Source organism: Deltaproteobacteria bacterium (assembly GCA_026388415.1).
Taxonomy (GTDB): domain Bacteria; phylum Desulfobacterota; class Syntrophia; order Syntrophales; family JACQWR01; genus JAPLJV01.
In genome coordinates, this window is record JAPLJV010000024.1 from 22,561 (window position 1) to 43,793 (window position 21,233).

The 21,233-nt window shown below is 46.6% G+C and carries 16 protein-coding genes and 1 pseudogene; all 17 read left to right on the forward strand.

The window, feature by feature from the left end:
* Window positions 1-19: 19 nt before the first annotated feature.
* The 17 genes and pseudogenes from dnaN to NT140_05975 all read left to right on the forward strand — a co-directional run bounded on the left by dnaN (window position 20) and on the right by NT140_05975 (window position 20,734).
* On the forward strand, window positions 20-1,150 hold the full coding sequence (dnaN, locus tag NT140_05895) for a DNA polymerase III subunit beta (GenBank protein ID MCX5831404.1): 1,131 nt from the start codon (window positions 20-22) through the stop codon (window positions 1,148-1,150).
* Window positions 1,151-1,174: 24 nt separating this feature from the next.
* Complete coding sequence (gene gyrB / locus NT140_05900) at window positions 1,175-3,652, forward strand: DNA topoisomerase (ATP-hydrolyzing) subunit B (GenBank protein MCX5831405.1); 2,478 nt, start codon at window positions 1,175-1,177, stop codon at window positions 3,650-3,652.
* Between the two features lie 80 nt (window positions 3,653-3,732).
* A complete protein-coding gene (gyrA, locus tag NT140_05905; protein MCX5831406.1) occupies window positions 3,733-6,276 on the forward strand; it encodes a DNA gyrase subunit A in 2,544 nt (847 codons plus the stop codon).
* Between the two features lie 58 nt (window positions 6,277-6,334).
* Complete coding sequence (locus tag NT140_05910; GenBank protein ID MCX5831407.1) at window positions 6,335-7,078, forward strand: MBL fold metallo-hydrolase; 744 nt, start codon at window positions 6,335-6,337, stop codon at window positions 7,076-7,078.
* A gap of 884 nt (window positions 7,079-7,962) precedes the next feature.
* Window positions 7,963-10,128 (forward strand): PAS domain S-box protein, encoded by a 2,166-nt coding sequence (locus NT140_05915; GenBank protein ID MCX5831408.1) that lies wholly within the window; start codon window positions 7,963-7,965, stop codon window positions 10,126-10,128.
* 365 nt (window positions 10,129-10,493) lie between these two features.
* Window positions 10,494-10,889, forward strand: coding sequence for a hypothetical protein (locus tag NT140_05920; protein ID MCX5831409.1), 396 nt, complete (start codon window positions 10,494-10,496; stop codon window positions 10,887-10,889).
* A gap of 208 nt (window positions 10,890-11,097) precedes the next feature.
* Window positions 11,098-12,075: a response regulator transcription factor gene (locus tag NT140_05925; protein ID MCX5831410.1), complete on the forward strand. Its 978-nt coding sequence runs from the start codon at window positions 11,098-11,100 to the stop codon at window positions 12,073-12,075.
* Window positions 12,076-12,240: 165 nt separating this feature from the next.
* Window positions 12,241-12,630: a hypothetical protein gene (locus NT140_05930; protein ID MCX5831411.1), complete on the forward strand. Its 390-nt coding sequence runs from the start codon at window positions 12,241-12,243 to the stop codon at window positions 12,628-12,630.
* A 590-nt stretch (window positions 12,631-13,220) separates the two neighbouring features.
* The gene (locus tag NT140_05935; GenBank protein ID MCX5831412.1) at window positions 13,221-14,033 is read left to right on the forward strand and encodes an alpha/beta hydrolase; all 813 of its coding nucleotides are present in this window, start codon (window positions 13,221-13,223) and stop codon (window positions 14,031-14,033) included.
* 280 nt (window positions 14,034-14,313) lie between these two features.
* Entirely contained in the window at window positions 14,314-14,691 is a 378-nt protein-coding gene (locus tag NT140_05940) for a TfoX/Sxy family protein (protein MCX5831413.1), read from the forward strand.
* Window positions 14,692-14,712: 21 nt separating this feature from the next.
* A complete protein-coding gene (locus NT140_05945; protein MCX5831414.1) occupies window positions 14,713-14,943 on the forward strand; it encodes a hypothetical protein in 231 nt (76 codons plus the stop codon).
* A gap of 16 nt (window positions 14,944-14,959) precedes the next feature.
* Window positions 14,960-15,865, forward strand: coding sequence for a TPM domain-containing protein (locus tag NT140_05950; protein ID MCX5831415.1), 906 nt, complete (start codon window positions 14,960-14,962; stop codon window positions 15,863-15,865).
* A 209-nt stretch (window positions 15,866-16,074) separates the two neighbouring features.
* Window positions 16,075-16,344: pseudogene (locus tag NT140_05955) on the forward strand (hypothetical protein).
* 620 nt (window positions 16,345-16,964) lie between these two features.
* Window positions 16,965-17,834, forward strand: a complete 870-nt coding sequence (locus NT140_05960; protein ID MCX5831416.1) for a hypothetical protein — start codon at window positions 16,965-16,967, stop codon at window positions 17,832-17,834.
* A 167-nt stretch (window positions 17,835-18,001) separates the two neighbouring features.
* Window positions 18,002-19,096, forward strand: coding sequence for an MBL fold metallo-hydrolase (locus NT140_05965; protein MCX5831417.1), 1,095 nt, complete (start codon window positions 18,002-18,004; stop codon window positions 19,094-19,096).
* A 21-nt stretch (window positions 19,097-19,117) separates the two neighbouring features.
* Window positions 19,118-20,365 carry a hypothetical protein gene (locus NT140_05970; GenBank protein ID MCX5831418.1) on the forward strand — a complete coding sequence of 416 codons (1,248 nt, stop codon included), beginning with the start codon at window positions 19,118-19,120 and terminating at the stop codon, window positions 20,363-20,365.
* Between the two features lie 69 nt (window positions 20,366-20,434).
* A complete protein-coding gene (locus tag NT140_05975; protein MCX5831419.1) occupies window positions 20,435-20,734 on the forward strand; it encodes a hypothetical protein in 300 nt (99 codons plus the stop codon).
* Window positions 20,735-21,233: the final 499 nt, after the last annotated feature.

A 21,233-nucleotide genomic window follows, 5' to 3' on the forward strand; every position in this document is an offset into this window, starting at 1 on the left:
AGAAAGGAGTCATAGAATCATGGAATTTCATATCCAGAGAAACACCCTTTTAGCGGGCATCAGAAAAACTTTAGGCATTGTAGAAAAGAAAACGACCATGCCCATTCTGAACAATGTCTTGCTGCGCGTCCACAGTAACAAAATTACCATTATTGCCACTGACATTGAGATAACTCTGGTTTCCCATTACGCGGCAGAGGTATTGTCGGAAGGGGAGGTCACCGTATCGGCAAAAAAATTATATGAAATGATGCGGGAAATTCCGGATGGATTAGTCAAGGTTAAAAAAAATGACGCTAATTTATTAACCATTTCCTGCCAAAAGGCTGTTTACCGCATTAGTGGCATGTCGGCCGAGGAATTCCCCAGTGTTGCCGAGGATGAAGACTTACCGTTATTCAAACTGGATAGCAAAGTTTTTACGGAACTGATTACTAAATCTTTTTTTGCTACTTCCACCGATGAGACGCGGCCTAATTTGACCGGCGCTTATTTGGAGATGGAAAACCAGCCGGAAGCGAATATCCTGAGAATGGTAGCAACGGACGGTCACCGTCTGGCTATAGTTACATCAATACCCTTGGGAAAAGAACGGGAGCAGATGTCAAATCTGTTCCCCAAGGGAATTATTATACCTCGCAAGGGATTGGTAGAAATCAAGAAGTTGCTTGAGGAAAATATTGGTGATATCGCGCTGGGTGTAGAGCGAAATATGTGTGTTATCAAAAGCATGGAAGTTGTTTTGAAGGTCAGCTTGATAGATGCTGAATTTCCTGATTATCATCGCGTGATTCCCCAGGAAAAAGGCATCGTCGTAACACTTGAGAAGGACAAAATACTGCACGCATTGAAGCGCATTAATGTAATATCGAGCGAAGGTTACGGGGGGGTGGTGGTGACTCTCAAAAATAACCTGATGGAGCTGAAATTTAAAGATGATGATGTGGGTGAGGCGACCGATGAGATAGAGATAGAGTATAGTGGAGAGGAAATAGTGGTGGGCTATAACATCGGCTACTTTTTGAATGCCGTGGAAGTCATTGATGAACAGAATGTGGCCCTTGAAATAGGCGTCAATAACAAACCCAGCGTCGTCAGGGGGGCAGGCAATGATCGCTACGCGTGTATTGTGATGCCGCTAAAATTGTAAAATAAACGAGAGGTATGAGAGAGCATGAGCAGTGATGTAAATGTATATGATGCAGATAGTATTAAAGTACTTGAAGGATTGGAGGCCGTCCGGAAAAGGCCGGCCATGTACATCGGCAGTACAGGCAAGGAAGGTCTCCACCATCTGGTCTATGAAGTGGTTGATAACAGCATTGATGAGGCGGCCGCCGGCTTCTGCGATAAGATTGCCGTAGTGATCAGGGTTGATAACAGTGTCATGGTGGAAGATAATGGCCGCGGCATCCCCGTGGATATGCACAAGTCGGAAGGGATATCGGCTGCCGAGGTGGTAATGACGATGCTCCATGCGGGGGGGAAATTTTCTAACGACAGTTATAAAATTTCCGGCGGTTTGCATGGCGTAGGGGTATCGGTCGTGAACGCCCTTTCTATTGCACTGGAGCTGGAAGTCAAAAGGGATGGCGGGGTTTACGTGCAGAACTATTGTCAGGGAGTTCCCTTGGCGCCGCTGGAACAGACAGGTGAAACGAAAGGGCGGGGCACAAAAATTACCTTCAAGCCCGACGACACCATTTTTGAGGAGTTGGAATTTAATTTTGATATTTTAGCTAACAGGCTACGCGAGCTCGCCTTTCTCAATTCCGGGGTGACCATCACCCTGCTGGATGAGCGTACGGACAAGAAGAGTGAATTTTTATATAATGGCGGCATTGTGTCTTTTGTGGAGTATCTTAATCGTAGTAAAAAAGTGCTGCATAAAAGCCCAATTTATATCAGCGGTTCCAAGGATGATTGTTTTGTTGAAGTGGCTCTGCAGTATAACGATACGTACGCGGAAAACCTCTTTGCCTTCGCCAACAGCATTAATACTACAGAAGGCGGCACGCATTTGATCGGTTTTCGTTCCGCTCTAACCAGGGTTTTTAATAATTATGCCACGAGCAACAAGATATGGAAGGCCGGTCAGGAATCGCTCAAAGGCGAAGACTTGCGCGAAGGTCTTGCCTGTGTGATCAGCGTCAAGATTAAAAATCCCCAATTTGAGGGTCAGACCAAGACCAAACTGGGCAACAGCGAGGTCAAGGGCCTGGTGGAATGGGTAGTCTATGATAAAATTGGCACGTATCTGGAAGAAAACCCGGCCGTCGCCAAACAATTGCTCAGCAAGTGTCTCGATGCGGCCCGTGCCAGGGATGCGGCGAGAAAAGCCCGGGAGTTGACACGCCGGAAAAGCGCCCTCGAGGTGGGAGCGCTGCCGGGGAAACTGGCTGATTGCCAGGAGCGGGATCCGGCGCGCAGCGAGATCTATATTGTGGAAGGTGATTCTGCCGGTGGGTCGGCCAAACAGGGCAGAGATAGAAAGAACCAGGCAATTCTGCCGCTCCGGGGCAAGGTCTTGAATGTTGAAAAGGCCCGGTTCGACAAGATGCTCGAAAATGAGGAAATCAAAGTCATGGTGACGGCCCTGGGCACCGGCATCGGACGGGAAGAATATGATGTCAGCCGCTTGCGCTATCACAAGGTCATCATCATGACCGATGCCGACGTGGATGGTTCTCACATCCGCACCCTGCTCCTGACCTTTTTTTTCCGCCAGATGCGGGAGCTCATTGAACGCGGCTATCTCTACATCGCCCAGCCGCCGCTCTTCAAGATCGTGGACCGAAAGCGGGAGCTTTATATCCACAATGAAGAGGAAATGAAAACCTACGTTCTGGAAAACGGCATCAGTAAGATTCGTTTCCTCACGGGCAACGGGCAGGTCACCGCCTTGGCCGGCAATCGTCTGATGGGCTTTATTAAAAAAATATTACGCATTGACGCGATCCTGGATAAGTTTGCCAAGGAAGGCAAAGACCGGGAAGTATTGAGAATATTGGCGGACCAGCCGGATTTTAAGGATGAAGATTTTCGCCAGGGCGACAAAATGAAAGCACTAGCCGCCAGGACGGTGGCGATGGATGCGGACATACAGGATTCCACCCTGGAGATCGATCCTGAACATGGCATCTATCGGATGTTATTTCAGGTCTTACGGGATGGCCAGGTTTTTACCACGGCCATGGATCGGGACATCTTCCGGTCGCCTAAATTTGCTGAATTGAGGACGCAGCTCAGCCAGATACAGGTGCTCGGCGCCCCTCCCTACAGCCTGGATTTGGAGAACGGCGAAGCAGTCGTTCCTCCTTCCGAGGGCGACGTAACCAATGAAGCTCCGGCAGCGGCCCGACAAAGAGAACAACAAATCTTCCTGCCCAGCATGACGGCACTGGTAGAGTACGTGTTGACTGCCGGTAAAAAAGGTTTAGCGGTGCAACGGTACAAAGGTCTGGGCGAGATGAACCCGGAGCAGTTGTGGGAGACGACGATGAACCCCGATAAGCGCACCCTCTTGCAGGTGAGAGTGGAAGATGCCGTGGAGGCGGATATCATATTTACCACCCTCATGGGAGATCAGGTGGAGCCCCGGCGTGATTTCATCTACCGGAATGCCCTGAATGTATCCAATCTGGATGTTTAAATAACATATTACCAAGCCTGGAGGGACACGGCATGAGGTGACCCTCTTATCTGCTATTATTAAGGAGATTTTTGAAGAGCATGGAAGATCAACTATATGGAAGAAACATTCTCGTAGATATCGAAAGCGAGATGAAAAAATCTTATCTCGACTATGCCATGAGCGTCATTATCGGTCGCGCCATTCCCGATGTGCGTGACGGGCTGAAGCCGGTGCATCGCCGGGTGCTGTTTGCCATGCATGAAATGGGCAACCGCTGGAACAAACCCTATAAAAAATCGGCCCGCATCGTCGGCGATATCATCGGCAAGTACCACCCCCATGGCGATGCGGCGGTTTACGACACCATGGTAAGGATGGCGCAGGACTTTTCCATGCGTTATCTCCTGATTGACGGTCAGGGAAATTTCGGTTCCATTGACGGCGATCCACCGGCAGCCATGCGTTACACAGAGGTGCGCATGGCCAGAATCGCCGAAGAAATTATGGCCGATCTGGACAAGGAGACCGTTGATTTTGTGCCTAATTACGATGAGTCCCTGGAGGAACCATCCGTTTTAGCGGCCCGGGCGCCCCTCCTGTTACTCAATGGCAGTTCCGGCATTGCGGTCGGGATGGCCACAAATATTCCGCCCCACAATTTAGGTGAGGTCATTGACGGGACCATTATGCTCATCAACGATCCCGAGGCCGGCATTGAGGACTTGATGCGCCACATCCATGGTCCGGATTTTCCGACGGCCGGTTTCATCAACGGCCGCCAGGGCATTAACGATGCCTATAAAACCGGCCGGGGCATCATCCGGGTGCGGGCCCGCGCCCTGATCGAGCGCAAGGCGAGAAACGAACGGGAAAGCATCGTGGTCACCGAGCTGCCCTACCAGGTGAACAAGGCCCATCTCATTGAAAAGATATCCGAACTTGTGAAGGAAAAAAAGATCACCGGGATTGCCGATCTGCGGGATGAGTCGGATCGGGAAGGCATTCGCGTCGTCATTGATCTGAAGCGTGATGAGCATTCCGGTGTCATTCTCAATCAACTGTATAAACATACCCAGATGGAAAATACCTTTGGCATCATCATGCTGGCGATTGAAAACGGCCAGCCCAAGGTGTTCAACCTGAAGGAGATGCTGCAGAGTTTTATTGCCTTCCGTCAGCAGATCGTCGTCCGCCGCACGATCTTCGAGCTGGGCAAGGCCAAAGAGCGGGCCCATATCCTGGAAGGTCTTATTATTGCCCTGGACCGGATTGATGCGGTGATCGCCGTGATCAAGGCCGCCGCCAACCCCCAGGAGGCAGGACAGGCCCTGTGCGCTCAATTCGGTCTCAGCGAGGTGCAGGCCAAAGCCATTCTCGAGATGCGCCTCCAGCGCCTTACGGGTCTGGAAAGAGAAAAAATTGACGCCGAATATGCCGAATTATTAAGTTTGATGGCCAGATTACAGGCCATCCTCGATGACCCCCGCAAGGTGCTGGAAGTCATTATCGCCGAACTGGAAGACATCAAGACGCGCTATAACGATGAAAGGCGCACGGAGATTGTCGCCAGTTCTGAAGACATCGCGATCGAGGACATGATCATCGAGGAAGATATGGTGGTCACGGTATCTCATACCGGCTATATCAAGAGAAATCCCGTCAGCTTGTACAAAAGTCAGCACCGCGGCGGACGGGGCAAGGTGGGCATGGGCACCAAGGAAGAGGATTTCGTGGAAAAGCTCTTCATTGCCTCTACGCACCAGTATCTATTGATCTTTACCTCCCTGGGCAAGGTTTACTGGCTCAAGGTTTATCAGATTCCCCAGGCCGGCCGTGCGGCAAAGGGCAAGGCGATTGTCAACCTCGTGAATATCGCGCCGGGGGAACGGGTGGCCGCTATCTTGCCTGTGAAGGATTTTGTGGAGGACCGGTTTATCATTATGGCCATGAAAAAGGGGATCATCAAGAAGACGGTCCTGACGGCCTATGCCCACCCCCGGGCGGGAGGCATTATTGCGGTCAATATTGACTCTGACGACGAATTAATTGATGTCCAACTGACGCTGGGCAGCCAGGATGTTTTTCTCGGCACCAGAAAAGGGAAGGCCATCCGTTTTCACGAGGATGATGTGCGTCCCACCGGCCGCGTCAGCCGGGGTGTCACCGGGATCAGGATGGCCAAAGACGATCAAGTGGTCGGGATGGAAATACCCACGGACGGTAATACGATTGTCGCTGTTTCGGAGAGGGGTTACGGGAAAAGGACCTATATGACGGAGTATCCCATCCATCGTCGGGGCGGTAAAGGAGTCGTAAATCTCAATACCGTACCGAAGGTGGGCAGTGTGTCCGGCCTGATGCAGGTAGTCGGCAACGAGGATCTGATCCTGATCAGCAATGCGGGCAAGATCATCAGGCTCCGGGTGGAGGAAGTGCCCCTCGTCCATCGCGCCTCGCAGGGAGTCAAGCTGATTGATCTGGAAGATGAGGAACGGCTCGTCGGCGTGGCCAGGGTGGACCGGGAAGAGGAGAGAGATGAGGAAGACGTCCCGGAAGACGAGAATGGCGAAATGACGCCGGAGATGGATATGTTGCCGGGTATAATAGATGGAGATGACGAAGAAGAGGGCAGTGAATTGTAAGGGCGACGCATGCGTCGCCCTTACAACCATCAGCAATAAAAAATTGAGGAGGTGCAGTATGAAGATCCTGTTATCCCTATTGATCATGGCAGGCATTCTTTCCCTTTCCTGCTCCCCGGCTGCGGCCGCAGAGAAATTTGTTACCGATGTGTTCAAAACCAAGACCGGTGACCTGAAGATAACTTTTATCGGTCACGGTAGCCTGATGTTGGCTTACGGCGGCAAGATTATTCAGGTAGATCCGGTACTGCAAGAAGCCGACTACAGCACCCTGCCCCAGGCCGACTTGATCCTGGTGACCCACGACCATAGTGATCACCTGGATGCCAAGGCCATTGCCATGCTGACCCGTCCCGGTAAAACCACCCTCGTCTTGACGGAATCCTGCGCCGCCAAAGTGCAAGGCGGCATTGTTATGAAAAACGGCGATGTCAAGAGCATGGGCGGACTGCGGATCGAAGCGGTGCCGGCTTATAATATTGTGCAGAAGCGTCCCGATGGTCAGCCTTTCCATCCTCCCGGGATGGGGAACGGTTATGTCCTGACCTTGGGGGACAAGCGCGTCTATGTGGCCGGTGATACGGAAAATATCCCGGCAATGAAGAACTTATCGGCGATTGACGTGGCCTTTCTTCCCATGAATCTGCCCTACACCATGACCCCGGAAATGGTAGCGGCGGCGGCCAGAAGTTTCCAGCCCAAGATTTTATATCCCTACCATTTTGGCGAAACGGATACCCGGAAGATATCAGATTTGCTGAAAGATTCGGGGATAGAAGTCCGCATCCGCAACATGAAGTAGTCGGCCCGGAGAACACTTTCTATTGCTGCGGTGCCGGGGCGACCAGTGCACCGCCAGTTTATATGTCCGCCGGCCAACTCACTCACGGCGGGTGACGAATTGTTCCATGTCTTTTACTGGCTCCCCGCACCATAGCCGTCAGGACAGAATACGCCCAGGGCCTGAGCGACACCTTCTCCAATAAGAGCAGCAATGATCCATCTGGCGGCTATTCTTTCGAGACAAAGGGAATGTCTGGCCGGAAAGGGACTAAACTTCGACCCGTCAAAAGCAATTCCTTAGTGCGTGAAAGTTCAGGCAGATTCCCCAAACCATTGACAAAAAATATCTGGTGGACTTTTCCATGTTTCCGAGTATAACCGCTCGTAACATGCAGTTTTGGAAGGATGATTTTTCGGGTGAGCAGAGTTGAGGCTAACTTCCTGTAGTCAAGCGTCCGGTAAGTTTGACGGATATGCTTTGTTACGAATGGTATTCAGTATCCAATGGTACCTCTTCCCTTGTAATATGCAATAATATGCCTTGACTTTACCGAGAATCGGAGTACACTGCACTTAACATGTTGAAAGGCTTAGAATATTTAATATTGTCCTTCCCATTTAAAGGAAGGAGAAAAAGTCTCCCAGCCCTGTCTCTTAAAATGTGACAGGGCTTTCGTTTTTTTACAGCATCAATAAGGCCACTTGCAACCATGGACTTTCCCTGCTTGTCTGGTAATGGAAATGACGGAAATAGAGGAACGGTAAGAAAAAGAAACGAAGAGGGTAGGCAAGTATGAAGAACCTTACTGCTGCAAGATATTGCTCTATTGCCTAAATGAAAAGCAACAGCAGGCACAACATTACTATCAGGACGAGCTCATATTCTTTTATTGAGAGGATTCTATGGAAGATGCAAGAAAGACCAAGAAACAACTGATTGAAGAGCTCAATTGCCTGCGTCTTGAGCAAATCGAACAAACAAGATTAACTTCAGAGAAATTCACTAAAGCTTTCCTCCAAAATTCAATTCCCACAATCATAACTACAGTGAAAGACGGCATAGTTGTTGAAGTTAGCGATGATTTTCTTCGACTTGTAGGAAAAAAGCGTGATGAAGTCATCGGGCATACAGCGGTAGGAGGCGGATTTATTACAAAAGAGCAAAGAGCGTCTTTTTTCAATGAGCTAAACAAAAGTGGACGCATTGAAAATTTCGAAATGGAAATCCGGCCGCAAAGCGGAGTTTTGAGATATGGATTATTCAATGCTGTCATGATTAGCGTTAACAATGAAATTTATTTGCTTACGAACATTCAGGACATCACCGAGCGAAAGCAGGTGGAGCAAGCACTGCGGGAGAGCGAGAGCAAACTCAATGCCATGCTGCAATCAATGCCCGACCATATGAGTATGATGGATAAAGAACTTAATCTTGTCTGGGCCAATGAGGCTGCCAAACGAACGTTCGGAAACGATATAATTGGCAAAAAATGCTACGAAGCCTATCATAGACGAAAAGAGCCTTGTGAACCGTATCCCTGTCTTACCCTTAAAGCATTTAACGATGGAGGAATACATGAACACGAAATAGACGTTGTCGATGCGGCAGGTAAAGCAATTTACTTCCACTGTACAGCAACTACAGTGCTTAGAGACAAAGATGAAAGACCTATCACAGTGATTGAGATTTCCAGGGACATCACCGAGCGTAAGCAGGCTGAGGAGGCGCTGCGAATCCTGCACAACCTTGTCCTTGCCCTCACAACCTGCCAGACCGTAAAGGAAGCCCTTGAACACATTCTTGATGCTGCCTTGCGGGATAAGTGTCTGGACTCCGGGGGGATTTACTTGAATGACCCGGTCAACAGTACTATGAATTTAGCAGTTACTTGCGGACACTCGCCCGAAATGGTTGAGCACACGTCCCATTTGGCGGCTGATTCTCCGCAGGTGATACGGGCAAGAGCCGGTACATCATTTTATGGGCGATACACGGCTCTCTGGCCGCCGGGTAAAGATGAGACCCGCGACAGGGAAGGTTTGACCGCTCTCGCGTCAATTCCGGTGCTGCACAAGGGCAATCTTGTCGCAATCATGAACATGGCTTCGCATGTTCATGATGATATCCCGATTCACACACGCCATCTGCTTGAGATGCTGGCAGCGCAGATAGGTGGTATTCTGGTCTATATCCATTCCGAGGAGAAGCTGCGGGAGAGTAGGCAGCAACTGCATCATATTACGGATAATATCCCTGTGTTTGTGAACTACGTCAACGCACAGAACCTATGTTACAAGTATGTCAACAAATATTTTGCCAATTTGTTCGGCAAGCTGCCAGAGGAAATTGTCGGCAGGCAGGTCAAGGAGATTCTTCCCGCGGATGTTTACCAGCGCGCTTTGCCCTATATTGATCGTGCCCTTTCGGGTAAGCGGATACGATATGAAAACATGGTACCTATCCAAGGGGAACCTCGCTGGTTCAGCATCGATTACATGCCTGAGATCGATGAGCAGGGGTCAATTAATACTATCATCATTCTGGGATTTGACATCTCCGAGCAAAAGCAGGCGGGTGAGGAATTGGAAAGATATCGAGAGCATCTTGAGCATATGGTTAAGGAACGAACGACGGAATTGGAAAGCAATAACATAACCCTTCATGAACTCAACACAGCGCTTACTGTCTTACTGAAAAAAAGGGAAGATGATAAAAAGGACTTAGAAGAGAGATTCGTGACGAATATACAAAATCTGGTTCTCCCCTATATAGAATTTATAAAAAGAGGCCATCTCGATGTCAGGCAGCTAACCCAACTTGATATCATGGAAGCACATCTTCGCGAACTTGCCACACCCCTGCTGAAAAACCTGAGACAGTTCAACCTTACTCCCAAAGAAATCAAGGTGGCTACGCTCGTCAGACAGGGCAAGTCAACGAAAGAAATCACAGAGATATTGGGGATAGGCAGTGCATCAATAGACATCCACAGAAAAAATATCAGAAAAAAACTCGGCTTGAGCAATAGAAACATAAATCTCGAATCACATCTTGCAATTCTTGAGTAATAGGTAATTTACCCTACCATTATTTTACCAAACATCTCCCATTGACATTACTACTTGCCAGTCTCATATACTCCGCAACTAGCTGCTTTTACAAAGGGGAGTATGGCATCCATACCAGAACACCATTTCAAAAAAGCATACATCGCCTGTTGCGCCGGGAAGAGATTATTCCCTTTCAGAACGCTATCACTTACGGAGTTTGACGATGGAAGATGATAGGAAGACCAAGAAACAACTGATTGAAGAACTCAATTGCCTGCGTCTTGAGAAAATCGAACAAACAAGAGTAACTTCAGAGAAATTCACGAAAGCTTAGCAAGCAAGCATCAGAAGTCTATTGAAGATAGCGGAAGGAGAGAGGTATTATGCTAAATATTCTTAAGATGTTATTTTACAAGGAGGGGGAAGATTCCAGGCATTTACTGAACAGGGGCAGTTTGGTTGTTATAACTCCTATAAATGACGGAGGTGAACTGCAGTATACGATTAATGTTACAGATATTAGCCGTGTAGGAGCTGCCTTCATTTACGAAGGGTCACCTAATGATCTTGCCAAACATGGATTTATTAACTGCTCTTCTGAGATGTCAGAAACGGTAGAATTGAAAGCAAGATCAAATATTAAGCATTCAACGGGACCAACTTGTCATAGGCGAGGAGCCAAATTTAATTGGATGGGCGTTTTAGGTGAGCAACAGCTAATCGAATTTATCAAAGAATATAGGAATCATAATAAAGAAATACACGCTAATAAGAAGTAGATACCTGCTACCGACGGCGTATCGGTCAGGCGGGTCGGCTCGTACATTGCAAACAGTTACCGGTACAGGGGCTAGCGTACGCACTATGCAACTGAAGGCCAATGGTTTTCAAAAGAAGCATACTGATGTAACCGTCAAAGTACCCCTTAGTATAGGTCTACAGAGGGCATACAGTCGGTAAATGAAATGGAAAAAGGAGGGGAATGAGATGTCTATATCTTTGGTAGTGGCGGATGCTTCTCCGTTCATCCTAAAAGGGGTTGAAAGTCTTTTCATGTTGGAAAATGATTTTCATTTGGCGGCCCTTTGCACAAATGGGACACATGCCATGGAGGCAGTGCGCCAGCATTTGCCTGATGTCGCTATTCTAGATATCAGCATGCTTGGTAAGGATGGGCTAACGATTACTAGGGAAATCCAGGCAGAGAAGCTACAGACCAGAGTAGTGCTCTTCACTGCGGAAATTGGTGAGGATCAGTTGTTGGACGCGATGTGCATAGGTGTCAAGGGCATTGTATTGAAAGACATGGCCATGCCACTGCTGATCCAGTGCGTGCGTAAGGTGCATGCGGGAGAACAATGGTTTGAGCGGAGCATGGCTAGTCTCTCCTTCAAAAAATTGCTGTTGCGCGAAACTGTAGCGAGAGAGGTTGCCGCTCTCCTCACACCTCAGGAAACCAAAGTGGTGCTGCTGGTAGGTAAGGAAATGCACAACAAGGAAATCGCCAACCAGCTTTGCATCAGCGAAGTCACAGTCAAAACTCACCTGCGCAATATCTATAAAAAGCTGCACGTGGACAGCCGCAAGGCGCTCCTGCGCTATGCCCAGAAAACAGAAGGGAGTTTAGTAAATGAATCTGAAAACCGCCGAGTGACGCGCCATCAAGGAGCAATACCTGTGGAATTTGAAGGATATAAAGGCATTACCCGCGACTTTAGCCGTTGGGGTATTTTTTTTGAGACGGGTAAATCTTTTATTCCCAGCAAGTCCATAGAGTTCACCATTCGGCTGGAAAATGTTGATTCGACAGGTCCCGTGAACTTGAATTGCAGGTCAGATATCGTCAGAGTCCAGGAAAGCGGTGAGAGAATTGGCATTGCCGCAACCATCTGTTCCTATTCGTTTGAAAAAACCGGATGGACAGGAAGATGTAAGTCAGAAAGCAGTAAGCGGCAAATGAGGTAGTGTACCCTCCTATCTTGTGCAACCTCGTGGCACACTTGAAGTCAGTAAATGGTCCGTCTCCGAATATTATTCTGGATTTTAATCCTCAATTGGTATGCGTCTCCGGCGGGTACGGTAAAATGGCCAACCTGCTGTATACCCGGCTTACGGGATTAGAAATGGATTATGCTACAATTTCTTAAGAAGTTATTCTTCAAGGATAGGAAAGATCACAGGCATCTGATACATAATGGCATTATTGTTGTGATAACTCCAACAAAGCATGGCAATACTATTCAGTGGAAGGTGAATGTTGTAGATATCAGTCATGGCGGCGCTGCCTTTGTTTATGAAGGTTCACCTCGTGATCTTGCCAAGCAAGGGCTTATTAAATTCTCCGATAACATGCCTGAAGCGGCAGACTTCAGGACAGTGTCCGATATTGAAAGTTCACCAGGATCAAGTTATCGTAGGCGTGGAGTTAAATTTGAGTGGAAGGGCGTTTTAGGAGAGAAACAGTTTATAAAATTTGTTAAAGAACATGGCATCCATGATAGAGCAATATACACGAAGTAGTAGGTTCAACATTACAAACGATAATCATCGATTCACACTGAGATTGCGGTCGTTTGTTTGTAGGTATTCTAACTGGTTGGTATATTACACTTTATCTTTGATTTTACCTGAGTGTTACGGGATGAAAGCCTCAGATTATTGAGCGTTATTTTTTTGGTTGGGGGTGATATGTTCATCTTCCTGAAAGAGAGCATCTGAGGAATTTGACGGGCACACAACATTTGAAACAGCAATCAGTTACTGTTCACTATTTCTGCGGTGTACAATACCCATTGACAAACAAAAACAGCCACCCCATACTTTCACCATCGAAAAGCAATGTCTTATCAATTCTCGGTGACTATCTCGTCAGGAACGGGATCTTTTTTATACTCCCTGATGCGTTGTCTCTCATGCATTACTTTTAAGATATCCATACAATACATCAATATAGTGTAGCCTTCGTGCAATTATCAAGAAAAAAGGGTTTTTAAACAGGTTTTTGTAGTAAGATATACAGCGGTGAATAATGAATCAAAGTAATTGGGCAAACCGGTGAAGTCGGCAAAATCTGATACAAACAACGGGAAAAGAGTATAAAGGAGTACTGTATGCCTTTTGTAAAAACAGATAAGTTCCGGATTTATTACGAAGTTCATGGTGAAGGGGAAGTGATTTTTTTTATGCATCATGGTTTCGGCTGTATGAAGATATGGAAGGGTATCTATCCTCGCTTTGTAGCTGAAGGCTACAAGGTGGTAATGTATGACCGCCGGGGTTACGGCCGCTCTGAACCGGGGGATGATTTTCTGGATTTCTATGTAAGCAATCGTTACCGGCCGGAAAGTGTCGAAGAACTGAAAGCAATAAAAGAACACCTCGGTATTGAGGAGTGTCATTTAGTGGGACAATGTGAAGGAGGCGTTGTCGGTGTCGATTATTCAATCAAATATCCAGGGGAGGTTAAAACCTTAACCGCTGCCAGTACACAATGCTACAGCGATGTGCCAATGACCGAGCTCAATACCATGAGGCTTGTAACAGAATTTACAGACCTGGAGCCCGAACTACAGGCCAAGATGATTGAGTGGCATGGAGAAGCGGCAGAATGCTATTATAATCAATTCGCCAGATATGGCGGCGCTTATGGTGTAGACTATTTTGACCTGCGCCCGATCCTTCATATGGTTGCCTGTCCCGCCCTGGTGCTCTATCCGGACCGCAGTTCTATCTTTGACGTTGAGCAATCCGTCGCCTTCTACCGTCATCTTCCGAAGGGTGAGCTTGCCGTTTTTCCGAAGTGCGGTCACAATACGTATGACCAACGCCCGGAAGAATACATCCGTACCGTTCTGGATTTTTTAAAGAGAACCAAAGATGGCAGAGACTCAAAAGTCAGACCTAATGTATCGTGCCTGGCATAAAAACTCCCACGGGTAATCTGCACACCTTATTGCCCTCTAAAAAATGTTGATTACAAGCGGCAGTTCCCATGATGAATCCTCCTTAAGGTTTAATGGTTGTAACATAACTATTTTTATATGTAATTTAGCAATACAAAATTTCCGCTGTTTACAACGGGTGGGAACAGGGGTAATATTGCAGATCAACGCCAGAGCGTGCCGGTAGCTCTAAATAATCGTCACCAGTTCCCGTTACCAGACCTGGCCGCTAAACAGAATTCCCGTTTGTTGGGGAACCGTTATGCCCTACAACACAGCCCTGGAAGATAAAATCGAAGACATAACCTTGTCCTGGGACGGTATCGAAAAGAAAAAAATGTTCGGCGGTATCTGCTATCTGCTCAACGGTAACATGTGCTTTGGCATCTGGAAAGATTATCTCATCGTGAGAATGGCGCCGGAACTTGCCGCTGAAAAACTGAACAACGATCATGTAAGGGAGTTCGATATAATCGGAAAACCCATGAAGGGCTGGGTCATGGTAGAAGAAGGATCCTGGGATAAAATAGAGGAATTGACCAAGTGGCTTGATACTGGAAGATCATTTGCTCTTACCCTACCAAAGAAGGCGAAAAAGAAAAAATCACTTGAAGAGATATACTATCAGAATCACAGATAAAGCCAAGGAAGGGATCTGATCATGAAACCCTTAATAACCATTGCAGCGATTCTTCTCATGGGTGTATCAGTGGCGCACCTGGTGAGGATTATTTTTCAGGTTGAAATTCTTATCGGTGGGTTTATCATACCAATCTGGGTGAGCATCATCGGCTTTATTATCCCGCTGGTGCTGGCTTTGTTGCTGGACCGGGACAACAGGAAGGAATTGATCAAAACCCAGCTCTCGCCGATGAAAATAATAAATAAATAAAAGGAAACTCAACAACATGACCCCAAAAGCCAGCCCTTACATCCATCACACCGGAGATATCATTATCCCTTTCAGCGCTGATGCAAAATATCATTTTTGGAATGGTGGCCAGAATTTGCGTGATACGAAAAGCATCATTCTGACATTGTCGATCATTATATCTCTTATCTTGACTGTTCCCCTGTTTTCCGAAGACAAACTCCCAGCACGTCAGGGACTGATCAACGACTTTGCAGGGGTCATCCCGCAGGAAGCAAAAAATGAGATGGAAATTAGAGTTCGGGAAGTACTGCAGAAGACGGGAACCACAGTTGTCGTGGCTACCGTGCCAACAATCGGGGAGAACTACCTTCAGGGATATGTCAATGATCTTTATCACACGTGGGGAATCGGCAAAAAAGGCGAAAACAAGGGCGTTCTCATCTTTGTTGCCGTCAAGGAAAGAAAGATCCGCATAGAAACCGGGTACGGAGTGGAAGGGATATTGCCTGACGGCAAGGTGGGTGAAATAATACGCAACGAGATGGCTCCCTATCTGAAAAAGGGCGACTACGGCACTGGTATGTTGAATGCGGTAAGGGTCGTAGCAGCAATTATTGCCTCAGACGCGAAAGTGAATCTGACCGGTCAACCTTCAGTGGTAGCGAAACCAAACACTTCAGCGAAGAAAAGTGATGAATTGAGTACGACCGCCATCTCTATCATTGCCGTTATGGCTGCGGGCATCATCGGACTGATCATCTGGATCATATGGAAGTTCGGGAGTCGCTCTCGCAGTTATAGCCGGGATGATTCTTACAGCTCGACCTCAGTATTCAGCTCCGGTTTCAGCAGCCCTGACAGTGATTCCAGCGATTCCAAAAGTGACAGTGGCTGTGAGGGTGGTGACAGCGGGGGCGGTGGTGCAGATAGCGATTATTGACAAACAATTCCCCTTTACACTAATGACCAAATCGCCCCTATCCGCTATCTCCAACATAATCACGTCCAGTTTTTACCGGCAAAAATTATCATGACAAAAATTACGACACCTCATGGGACCTCAAAGAATCCAACAAAGGCTATCTCCCTACTGATGAGGATGCCTTTGAAAAAATATACCAGGAATGAAAAACAAGAGACTGGCCACTATGGCTTAAAGAACATCTTACCTTTCCCTTTACAGTAGAACGTATAGAGGACGATGATAACGCATATTTTACAGATATAGCCAAGCATCAACCCTTCAGGGTGGGTCATATTATGAATGTCATTGATGTTGAGCCAGAGGAAGATGACCGCTACAGCGTTATCGTCCAGGTCAAAGAAGGCAGAAAAAAGGGTTATGTTCCCTTATGCAATTTTGAGGTCACGGCAAGAGCTGACAGGAATTTCTGGCCCGTGAGAGAATACGTGGTCTGATTTGCGAACCGGTAAAAATAACTCGTTGGACTTTTCGGGAGAATCCGAGTATTTCCAATTATAACTTGCAGTTTTTTAAGGGTGATTATTGGGGTGAATGGCGGCAGAAATTTCTTCCTGAAAGCATTAGATCTGCCGTTAAGATAGGGATACTAGATTTCAATGTGTAATGGTTAGTCTTGACAAGTGGGTCCACCTTAGATATTCATTTATCAAATTCACGAAATCAATTGACAATAGAAATATTAAATGATTAAATTTACGCGGTTTTAAATATTGTTAGATTCAGTTCCCAAACTTCTTGGCACATTGAGGGACTTAGGAATGGCCAAATCAGGGACACATCTACCGCTCGTATCAGCAGTCTTGATTTTTTCTCTTTCTTATCATCTGCAAAATAAACCAAAGCTTCTCAATATCCTGACCGGAGGCCGTTCACAAAACAGGCGAAGCATGGTGATTGCCGTAGGACCATCGATAATACTATCGATAAATAACCGGCCATTATTAAAGCAACCGGAAAACATTTATCTAAATAAATAACGTTAAAATTATTGATCACATGCTCTCTTATAAAGGGTTCTGTGAAAAATGCATTAAAAAGGCGAAGTCATAACTCTATGATTGATAAGTCAGAAGAAGTTGCAGGTTTTATCAATAATTACTGGCTGGTAATTATATCGGATAGCATTCTGAAAGAACAAGTGAGCCTAAAATATATAAGCTTTATGAATGATGACAATCCGTATTGGCATCTATGGTTTGCTGATTGTGCCGGAGTATATAAATGTGAGCTTCTCGGAGCACAGACAGTTGAAGGATACGACTGGCTTGCAGAGCTTAGAGTAAAATATTATCCGAGAGATAATGAAGTCGCCTATAATGGTTTATCCATAATGGAAAAAGCCTGCCGGGCAGGTAACATGTTCCATATCCATCCCCCCGATGGTGCTCAGGGCTGTCCATGTCATAGCCTGCCTGACGAACATGCACCCAAAAGATTTTCGGAATTTTCTCATGACATCGGTGTCCCTTCATATCAGTTCAGTAACACAATTCCGGCAGATTTATTCTATGCCGGCGATATGTCTGTTGCATTCAAAAAAGACGTGGGGGCATTGATTCGGGTTAAGAGCCAGACAAGCTGGCGGGTGATTCTCACGGGGGATTATGCAATTCCCAACGATAATGGCACTCCGTCAATAATGGTGAAAAAGGGAGAGGTTGATAGGGACTATCCCGGGTTTATGATTACCAGTTTTCTTTATAAAAAATTTGTGCGCTGCTGGACTCTTGTTAATAAATACACTGTTCAGGATGAAGATACCTGGAAGGGAGAAGGAATGCTATTTAAAAGCGACGGGCAAAATCTTTGGCCGGAATCATCGCCTGATATTCAAAAGATAATAACTCAAACAGCATTAAGATCCAGGCAGGAGGATCTGCTGCCCTTGCTGGCAGATGAGGATATAGCTTGTATGGATTCATAAATCAATTGAAGGGAGGAAAAATCAATGGAGGAGAAAGTAGTTCAGGGAGAATCTCGTTATGGTGTTGGTGTGATTGTCGGGATTTTAATCGGGATAGCACTGTTTATGGTTACATACTGGCTCTTGCTTCTGGCACGATAGCCATAGCACACAAAGGAGGTTGAACCATGGAAGAAAAAAACGTTTCTCGGCGTTCGTTTGTAAAAGGAATGGCTCTTGGAACTGTTGCGGGGTATTTTGCCAGCGCAGGTCTTTCCTCGACGGTGTTCAAAAAAGCACTTCTCCCAAAAGAAAAACTGAATCAGGTTGACATTGGTGAAATAAAAAATCTGAAGATAAAGGTGGTCTCCGAGACAAGCTGGTACGACAACAACGTCTGGCTGAATGATGTCAAGAAAGTCGGCGGACTACTCGTCAACCAGTACGAGATTCCCTGGACAGTCGAAGGCGTTAAGAGCGGCTATCAAGGGAGTAATCTGGGTGGCTTCGCGACATACATTGAGGCAACCCTTATGGACGGTAAGGTCATGAAGATCCTCCTGGATACCGGTTGGAACCCCGCCTGGATGGAAAAAAGATTCCGGGAAGAAGGAGTCGCGGAAAAACTCGCCAAGAAGGAGATAGATTTTATGGTCCAGACCCACGAACATATCGACCATTTCTTTGGCATTGAGGCAACTACAAAATTCTACCCCGACATTCCGATTTATGTACCGAAGGGATTCTATCAGGAGGGGTTCGATCTTCTCAAGGGCAAGTCTTTCCCCAAGGGCAACGTAAAAAATGGCTATCCCCACAAAGGCAAGGTCATTGTCCTCGATTCCAGCAAGGTCAACGTGCTTTATCCGGGAATTGCCCTCATGACGTTCGATGTCCCCATCATCCTCCGTGTTTTCGGGGAACAGTCCTTCGTGTTCAATGTCAAAGACAAAGGCCTGGTGCTGGTAACCGGCTGCTGCCACCAGGGCGTGATCAGCTATATGGAGGCGGTGAGGAAGAAGATAAAAGGTGGTGAAAAGTTCTATGCCGTTCAGGGTGGCCTCCATATCTCACCCTTTGAGGACTGGGATCCGCAATATGATGATCTCATTATGGCGTTCAACAAATACGGTGTTCAGAAGATAGGTGCAAACCATTGTACCGGCTATATCACAGCGGAAAAGATGATTAAGGCTGGTCTTCCTATGGTGAAAGGAACTGCCCGTAATATGAGCAAGAGGGATATTTATCTTGGGAATGGCGATGAACTGTTAATTGCCTAACCTTATCAGGAGGTGATGAAAATGTCTGAACAAGTTGTAGATCCTTTATGGTTAGAGGAACGTAAAAGGGTAAATTTGATAAAACAACCTTGGCGAGGTATTATCGGCGCTGTCCTTGCTTTTGCCGTTTTTATGGGTCTATGGTGGGTTTTCATGGATCCCCGCGGCTGGTTGCGCTGGTACACACCCCAATATGGATACATGTATATCCGCTGGCTACTCATCGTAGCGATTTGGCAGGCATATATTTTCAATTTCTGGCCGTTCAAGCGAGAATGGATGGAGGGCTCTCATCCCCTTAAAAAAGGTATTGTTTTGACCCTCATTAACTTTGCAATTACCGGGTTTCTGATCTGGGGATTCTACTATTACTTTTTCGGCAAACTGGCCATTCCTTATTTTAGCTGGCCTGAACTGCATAAGACAGGTCTTTCAGATTTCTTCTCTCGAGAATACTCATCTCTTGCCATCTTGATGATGGCAGCCATCGCCTCCTGGCTTAGCCCCATTTGGCCTGCGGCATTCGAGAATTATCCCTGGCATGGTCTGAAGCAACCCGCGAAGGGCATGACGGTATTCTGCGTCACCTTTTTACTCACCACCTATGTTTTTTTCATATGCATGCATCCCCATTACCGTGTACTTTTCTACCCCTGGCAGGAGTATACGGCAGCTTTTCCCTGGTGGTACAGTACATTCCACACTCTAAGCGGTAATTTCAACGTGGGGTGGATCATGTGTGGCACTGTTGCCGTATGGCTTTCTGAGATGATCTTGGAGCGATATCCTTTTCGGTTGATAAAAAGTCAACCATGGCGGGGTATCGGCGGATTCGTTTTTATTCTGCTTTTGGCAGCCATCTTTTTCTTCCTCTTTGTATTCATGCAGGATGTAGTGTGGGGTGTATCTGTTGAAGGTGCCAAGAGATTAATGGCCCCTGACTGGCGGTATCTCCATGCCGGTGAACTGGCAATACTGGTCCTCGGTGTTGCCATGATCCTCTATTTTTACTTTGATAATTGGCCGAACAAGTTCAGCACGGAAGTAAATATACTGATACGTGTTTTTATTACCATTGTGGGAGCTTTAGTTTTTCACTGGGCATATTATAAGGCAAGCCCTTTTTTGCTGGGAACTCAGTCTGGTTATTCACATCCCCAGCAGTTTCCCATGGCGCCAATTATCCTCTTAATCAATGTGATGCTCTACCATAACTGGTTTATGGATGGATGGCCGGGGAAAAGAATCAAGGCGGAAGGAAGTAAGTAAATTTAACACAATCATTTTCCCCTGATCTCTTCACGGGAAGGGATCAGGGGCAGCTTTGCCGGGGGAACAATGTCTGATTTAATTAGTAGAAGAGATCTGTTCTCAACAAAAATATTCAAGACGATCTTCAACCATCAGTCGCCGCGTTTTTCGTCATCAATGGAAAAACGCCGGGAAGAAAACCTTCTCCAATATTTCGATTCCCCCCTGCACAGCTATCCTCTTCTTAATGAAATGCCCCTGGACATGCTGATTGCTGAAGCACGGGCTAAGGATATTACTACCGAAGGTCGCAGTAAAAATGAAATCGCCCGGGATCTATTTTTAAATATTGGATTTATCTCCACCATTACAAATGGTAATCGTTAGCTCTTAATGACAAGTCCACCTAACACTTTGTGGCATCAATGCCAGACAAGGTCAATATTTTCCTTGATTTTATCTGAGAATTACGGGTAGTAACTCGCAATATTATGGGGGCTGATTATTTTGATGAACGGGGGCAAAATATTTTCCTGAACTGTAGCATCTGGTTATTTTACCGAGCATCCAACATTTTAAACCATAATCAATATCTGATGGTGCCTTACCGCCAGTTGCTTCATAAATAAATGTTAACGAAAGATATAGGAAAAGGGTTGGTAGTACCGAACTCTGCCTGTGACAACTCAGCAGGCATCCGATAAGGCTCATTAACATCTACATGATTATATCGCGCCAACCAATATCGCATATTTCGGTTTTCCTACCTTGAGGGTTGTCCAAAGTATTCCTGATACGTTCTCTTGATCCTTCCATTTTGTCCTATAGCTTCAGCCGATTCCCTTGACATGCAGTAACATCACCCTTATATTTCTTAAGTAAAGCG

Bases quoted from the DNA above. Each gene is read 5' to 3' on its own strand.
- dnaN (MCX5831404.1), top strand. From the start codon at position 20: ATGGAATTTCATATCCAGAGAAACACCCTTTTAGCGGGCATCAGAAAA.
- gyrB (MCX5831405.1), top strand. From the start codon at position 1,175: ATGAGCAGTGATGTAAATGTATATGATGCAGATAGTATTAAAGTACTT.
- gyrA (MCX5831406.1), top strand. From the start codon at position 3,733: ATGGAAGATCAACTATATGGAAGAAACATTCTCGTAGATATCGAAAGC.
- NT140_05910 (MCX5831407.1), top strand. From the start codon at position 6,335: ATGAAGATCCTGTTATCCCTATTGATCATGGCAGGCATTCTTTCCCTT.
- NT140_05915 (MCX5831408.1), top strand. From the start codon at position 7,963: ATGGAAGATGCAAGAAAGACCAAGAAACAACTGATTGAAGAGCTCAAT.
- NT140_05920 (MCX5831409.1), top strand. From the start codon at position 10,494: ATGCTAAATATTCTTAAGATGTTATTTTACAAGGAGGGGGAAGATTCC.
- NT140_05925 (MCX5831410.1), top strand. From the start codon at position 11,098: ATGTCTATATCTTTGGTAGTGGCGGATGCTTCTCCGTTCATCCTAAAA.
- NT140_05930 (MCX5831411.1), top strand. From the start codon at position 12,241: ATGCTACAATTTCTTAAGAAGTTATTCTTCAAGGATAGGAAAGATCAC.
- NT140_05935 (MCX5831412.1), top strand. From the start codon at position 13,221: ATGCCTTTTGTAAAAACAGATAAGTTCCGGATTTATTACGAAGTTCAT.
- NT140_05940 (MCX5831413.1), top strand. From the start codon at position 14,314: ATGCCCTACAACACAGCCCTGGAAGATAAAATCGAAGACATAACCTTG.
- NT140_05945 (MCX5831414.1), top strand. From the start codon at position 14,713: ATGAAACCCTTAATAACCATTGCAGCGATTCTTCTCATGGGTGTATCA.
- NT140_05950 (MCX5831415.1), top strand. From the start codon at position 14,960: ATGACCCCAAAAGCCAGCCCTTACATCCATCACACCGGAGATATCATT.
- NT140_05960 (MCX5831416.1), top strand. From the start codon at position 16,965: ATGATTGATAAGTCAGAAGAAGTTGCAGGTTTTATCAATAATTACTGG.
- NT140_05965 (MCX5831417.1), top strand. From the start codon at position 18,002: ATGGAAGAAAAAAACGTTTCTCGGCGTTCGTTTGTAAAAGGAATGGCT.
- NT140_05970 (MCX5831418.1), top strand. From the start codon at position 19,118: ATGTCTGAACAAGTTGTAGATCCTTTATGGTTAGAGGAACGTAAAAGG.
- NT140_05975 (MCX5831419.1), top strand. From the start codon at position 20,435: ATGTCTGATTTAATTAGTAGAAGAGATCTGTTCTCAACAAAAATATTC.